5 protein-coding genes are annotated in these 5,210 nt (G+C 64.0%); 2 read left to right on the top strand and 3 right to left on the bottom strand.

Annotated features, from left to right (window positions below; genetic code table 11):
• The 3 genes from EN969_RS15775 to EN969_RS15785 form a co-directional block, all read right to left on the bottom strand.
• On the bottom strand, positions 1 to 830 hold an 830-nt coding region (locus tag EN969_RS15775; protein WP_164758277.1), incomplete at its 3' end, for a sugar ABC transporter substrate-binding protein.
• A gap of 66 nt (positions 831 to 896) precedes the next feature.
• Positions 897 to 1,883, bottom strand: a complete 987-nt coding sequence (locus EN969_RS15780; protein WP_127367459.1) for an ABC transporter permease — start codon at positions 1,881 to 1,883, stop codon at positions 897 to 899.
• 239 nt (positions 1,884 to 2,122) lie between these two features.
• Positions 2,123 to 3,586, bottom strand: a complete 1,464-nt coding sequence (locus tag EN969_RS15785; RefSeq protein WP_063168532.1) for a DHA2 family efflux MFS transporter permease subunit — start codon at positions 3,584 to 3,586, stop codon at positions 2,123 to 2,125.
• 121 nt (positions 3,587 to 3,707) lie between these two features.
• Here EN969_RS15785 and EN969_RS15790 point away from each other — a divergent pair, with 121 nt between their 5' ends.
• Both EN969_RS15790 and EN969_RS15795 read left to right on the top strand, forming a co-directional pair.
• Complete coding sequence (locus tag EN969_RS15790) at positions 3,708 to 4,709, top strand: ornithine cyclodeaminase family protein (RefSeq protein ID WP_063168533.1); 1,002 nt, start codon at positions 3,708 to 3,710, stop codon at positions 4,707 to 4,709.
• Positions 4,706 to 5,210 (top strand): aromatic amino acid lyase (locus EN969_RS15795; protein ID WP_164758278.1); only part of this gene is annotated, 505 nt, incomplete at its 3' end. The genes EN969_RS15790 and EN969_RS15795, both read left to right, overlap by 4 nt.

The following is a 5,210-nucleotide window of genomic DNA, read 5'->3' on the forward strand; positions in this document are numbered from 1 at the left end:
GCGCCATAGGTGCCGTCGACCAGCTTGTCGCAATCGGCCGCCTTTTCGCCGCCGCCGGTGGTGACCAGGAACACCTTGCCGTCGAGTTTGGCATCGCGGATCGCGGCGGACGCGCCGGTGGCGTCGCCATCCCAGAAATCGATGATCGAGCAGATATCCGGGTTCTGCTGCAGCATCGTCGTCGTCACGTTGCGCGAGGTCGTCGCATCCCAGTTGGAATCGGGCTTGGCCACCACCTTGAAGTCGGGATTCTTGTCCAGCACCTTCATGATGCCGGCATACTGATAGAGGCTGGAGGAGTTCGCCTGGTCACCCTGCACAAGGCCGATCTTCTTCGACGAGTTCGGGCCGCAGCCCTTGATCGCCGCTTCGGCCTCGAGCTGGCCAAGCCGGTCCCAGTCACTGCCGATAAAGGCGTCGGCCGGGAAGTTGGCGGGATTGTCGACCAGGATGACATAGGTGCCGGCGGCCTGTGCCTTCTTCATCAGCTTGGAATAGGAGTTGAGGTCCGGCGCGTGGATGATCAGCACATCCGGCCTGGTGTCCGAGGAGATGGCGTCCGTGATCGCCTGCGCGCCGGCATCGACGACCCAGTTCGGGTCGCGCGTCTCGAACACGCCGCCCCAGGCCTCGACTTCGGTCTTCAGATAGTGCGCCCAGCCCTGCGCCAGGTCGAAGCCCATTGCCAGCGGCACCAGCATGACGCGCTTGCCCTTGAGCGCCTGCGCGTACGCAGTCGGCCCCGGATCGTCGGCGGCGAAGGTTGGCGCCACGAAGGCGGTGACGGCGAGCGCCGTGGCGGCGGCCATGAGTGTCTTGATCAGTTTCATGTCGGATCCTTTTGCTTTGGTCGTTGTTATCAGCGGCCGGCCCCAACCGTCCGCCGCAGTTCAGGTCTAAATGTCGCCCTGCTGGGCGGTCTGCTCGTCACGTGGATTGATGATGCCGTCGACGATGATGGCGCCGAGCAGGATCGCTGCCTTGATCAGGTTCTGGTAGAGCAGCGGAATGTCGATGATGGTCATGGCGTTGAGCAGGATGCCGATCAGTGCCGCACCGACCAGCACGTTGCGCCCCCCGCCGCGCCCGCCGGACAGGCCGATGCCGCCGATAACCGCCACCAGCACGATATCGTAGAGCAGCGTCGAATTGACGACGCGGGTATTGATCGAATGCAGGCTGGCCGCCGTCAGCAGGCCGGCGACCAGTGCGACGAAGGCGGAAAGCACATAGCGCAGCACCAGCATCGGCCGCACCGGCATGCCGATGTTGCGGGCGGCCACCGGATTATCGCCGGCGAAATAGATATAGCGGCCCCATTTGGTGTAGCGAAGGAACAGGAAGAACAGGAAGGCCAGCCCTGCGAAGACGAAAACCTCGATGGGAATGTCGAGGAAGCGCAGGCCGCCGAGCAACTCGACCCAATGGCCCTGCGGCACCGGCACGGCATCCTGCGTGATCAGTTGCGAGCGTACATAGCCGAAGACGAAGGAGCCTGTCGCCAGCGTCACGAAGATCGCCGGCACGTCGGCATAGGCGACGAGAAAACCATTGAGCAGGCCGATGGCCAGCACACCGGCCAGCACATAGGCGAAGGCAAGCCCGTCCGGCGTCCCCGAATTCAGCAGTTGCAGGTACCAGGCGACCGACATCGCCATGATCGCGACGGCAGAGAGGTCGATGCCGCGGCCGATGATGACCACGGCCATGCCGAGCGCAAGGATGCCCAGCACCGACACGGAGCGGACGATGGCGACGAGATTGTTGGGGTCGATGAAACCTGGCAGGCCTATAGCCGCTGCAACGAACAGCACCACGGCGATGGCAAAGACAATGCCTTCCTGGTTCAGGCTCCTGAAATTTGGCCAGCCGATGGTGTTCATGTCTGCGTTTGCCCCGATGGCAGCGCTGCCATCCCTGGGAAAGAACGCTAATCGGCCCAACGCCGGTTCGTCAAATGAATCCGCGCCCGGAACCCAGGCCGGCTGCGATATTTATCGAGTGGACGATCGATTGCCGAAGCTGGCGCAATGCGCGGAAAACTCTGCGCTTTTGGCAATTGGTTGCGCCATTGCGGCCGCACGCGAAAGCGCTGCACCAAGGCAAAGGGACAGGACGGAATTTATCTCCGCATCAGGCGGAAAAATCGATCTGAATTTCCCGGCGAGTGCCCGGAAACCTCCGCGCCCGCACCTGGCGGGAGCACGAGAAAACGCAGCGCCGCCACCAGCCCGATGGCGCCGATCACCAGAAAGGCTACTCGAAAATCCACAAGATCGAGAGCGGGGCGATCCCTGACGATCTGCGACAGATTAAGGATCGCCGCCGCCACCGCGACGCCAAACAGCATCGCCACCTGCTGCAGCATCGAGGACAGCGTCGCCGCCGAGCTTCGTTGCGACGCATCGATGTCGGCGAAGGCCAGCGTGTTAAGGGCGGTGAACTGCATCGAGCGCGACAGGCCGGCAATCAGCATCAGCGCCACCACCAGCGCTTGCGGCGTCTGCGGCGAGATCGCTCCGCAAGCCATGATCGAGGCCGAGGCGATGATGCCGTTGACGACCATCACTGAGCGGAAACCGAAACGGCGCAGCGTCGGCGTGGTCACCGTCTTCATGCCGAGATTGCCAAGGAAATAGGCCAGGATCATCAAGCCGGCATCGACAGGCGAAAGGCCGAAGCCAACCTGGAACAGCAGCGGCAGCAGGAACGGCGTGGCGTTGATCGCCACCCGGAAAATGGTGCCGGCGGCAAGCGTCGAGATGGCGAAGGTCAGCACCTTGAACGAGGAGAGATCGAGCAGCGGATGCGGCGCGCGCCTGAGATGGCGCACCGCCAGCCAGCCGAGGACGATGCCGGCTACGATCAGCAGCGCTGTCGGCAGCACGCCGTCCTCGGGATGCGCGATACGCTCGAGACCGTAGAGCAGCAAGGCAAGTCCCGCCGATGTCAGGAAAAAACCGGGCCAGTCGAGCGGCTTGGGGTCGGCCTCGCGGTCGCCTGGGATGAAACGGGCGACCAGCGCCAGCCCGATCACGCCGAGCGGGATGTTGATGAAGAAATTCCAGTGCCAGGACAGATAGGTGGTGATGAAGCCGCCGAGCACCGGCCCGACCACCGGCGCAAACAGTGCTGGCCAGGTGATCAGCGCCGTGGCGTTGAGCAGTTCGGATTTCGGCGCATTGCGCAGGACGAGAATGCGCCCAACCGGCGTCATCAGCGCGCTGCCGAGCCCTTGCACGACACGTGCGGCGACGAACTGGGTCAGGGTTTGCGAGAGGCCGCAGGCGAGCGAAGCCAGGGTGAACAGGACGATCGCCAGCAGGAAGATGTTGCGCGCCCCGAACCGGTCGGCGAGCCAGCCCGACAGCGGCACGAACACCGCCATGGTCAGCATGTAGACGGTGATGCCGATGCTCATCGCCACCGGCGACACGCCGAAGGAGGCGCCCATCTGCGGCAGCGATGTCGAGATGATCGTCGAATCCAGCAACTGCATGAAGAAGGCGATGGCGACGATCAGCGCCACGCGCCGCGCATGGATGGCCGTTTCGGACAAGGTTGCGGTCTCGGGAATGGCAGTCATGACGGAACCGGTTTGAACAGCATCTCCCCGGCGGCGTCCAGAGACGTCGCAACAAACTTTCGTGTGCCGCCATGGCCTGCTATGGAATGGATGGGGCCGTCGAGGAGAGTATACGCGTAACATGAAGCCCATCTACATCGACTACCTCAATGCCCTCGACATCGATGCCCTTGCCATGACCGATGGCGAAATCATCGCCGCCGTCGAGGCTGGCCTGGTGGCGCAAGGCAAGGGCCAGACGGTGATCGAACCGCGCGTCCATCTCGAGCCGGACCCGTCCTTCCACGGCCATTTCAATGTGTTGCGCGGCTACGTCGCGCCGCTCGACACGGCCGGCGTCAAGATCGTCGGCGACTATGTCGACAATTACCTGCATGGCCTGCCTTCCGAATTCGGCATCCTCAACCTGTTCGACCCGCGCACCGGCGCGCCGCGCGCCATCCTCGACGCCACCGTCATCACCGACATGCGAACCGGCGCCGTCACCGCCATCGGCGCCAGGCATCTGGCGCGCAAGAATTCCAAGGTGCTGGCCCATATCGGCGCGCGCGGCACCGCCTACTGGAATGTGCGCCTGCTCGACCATCTCTTCGACTTCGACGAGATTCGCGTCCATTCGCGCCGCCCGGAAAGCCGCGACGGTTTTGCCGCCGAACTCTCCGCCGATCTCGGCAAGACGGTCACAGCGGTGGCCGACTGGAAAAGCTGCATCGAGGGCGCCGACATCGTCGTCGAGGCCTCGCGGCTGCCGGAGCCGCAGCCGCTGCTGAGGACCGAATGGATCAAACGGGGCGCACTGGTCGTGCCCTATGGCACGATGAGCGCGGTCGAACTGTCGTTGACCGACATCATGCAGAAAATGGTCGTCGACGATTGGGGCCAGTGCAAGGGCGGCAAGTTCGGCTCGCTACGCGCCCATGTCGAGACCGGGCGGCTGAGCGAGCAGACGCTGCATGCCGAGCTCGGCCAGATCGCCGCCGGCCTGAAAGTTGGGCGCGAAAGCGACGACGAAACGATCCTGTTCTGGCATCGTGGCCTGTCGCTGTCTGATATCGCATTGGGCAAGGCGATGCTGGCCAAGGCGCAGGCGCAAGGCATCGGCCAGAGACTGCGCTTCGCATGAGCGCGCTCGTCCTCACCGGAACCGGCGTCGGCGTTGGCGATGTCGCTGCGGTCGCCCGCGATGGGCGCAAGGTGGAGATCGGACCCGATGTCATCGGCAGGCTGGAGAAGGCACGAAAAGTGCTCGACCAGGCTGCAGCGTCCAGCCAGCAGATCTATGGCTTGAACACCGGGCTCGGCGCCAATCTCGGCACTGCTGTAGAGGGCGATGCCGGAGCCTTCCAGCGCCAGTTGCTGGAGGGACGCAGCGGCGCCGTCGGCGAAGGATTGCCGGTCGATGCCGTGCGGGCAAGCATGGCCGCGCGTGCAGCGATGCTGTCGGTTGGCGGATCCGGCCTTTCGTCTTCCGTCTTCGTTGCTTTGCTCGACGCGCTCAATGCCGGCGTCCATCCCGTCATGCCCTCGCTCGGTTCGATCGGAGCCGGCGACCTGGTGCTGATGACGGCACTCGCCCGCATGCTCACCGGCGAAGGCGAAGCCGACTATCAGGGCCGTCGCATAC

Source organism: Mesorhizobium sp. M7A.F.Ca.CA.003.01.2.1, assembly GCF_003998945.1.
Classification (GTDB): Bacteria; Pseudomonadota; Alphaproteobacteria; order Rhizobiales; family Rhizobiaceae; genus Mesorhizobium; species Mesorhizobium ciceri.

Coding starts and splice junctions, on each gene's coding strand:
- EN969_RS15780 (WP_127367459.1), bottom strand. CDS start 1,883: ATGAACACCATCGGCTGGCCAAATTTCAGGAGCCTGAACCAGGAAGGC.
- EN969_RS15785 (WP_063168532.1), bottom strand. CDS start 3,586: ATGACTGCCATTCCCGAGACCGCAACCTTGTCCGAAACGGCCATCCAT.
- EN969_RS15790 (WP_063168533.1), top strand. CDS start 3,708: ATGAAGCCCATCTACATCGACTACCTCAATGCCCTCGACATCGATGCC.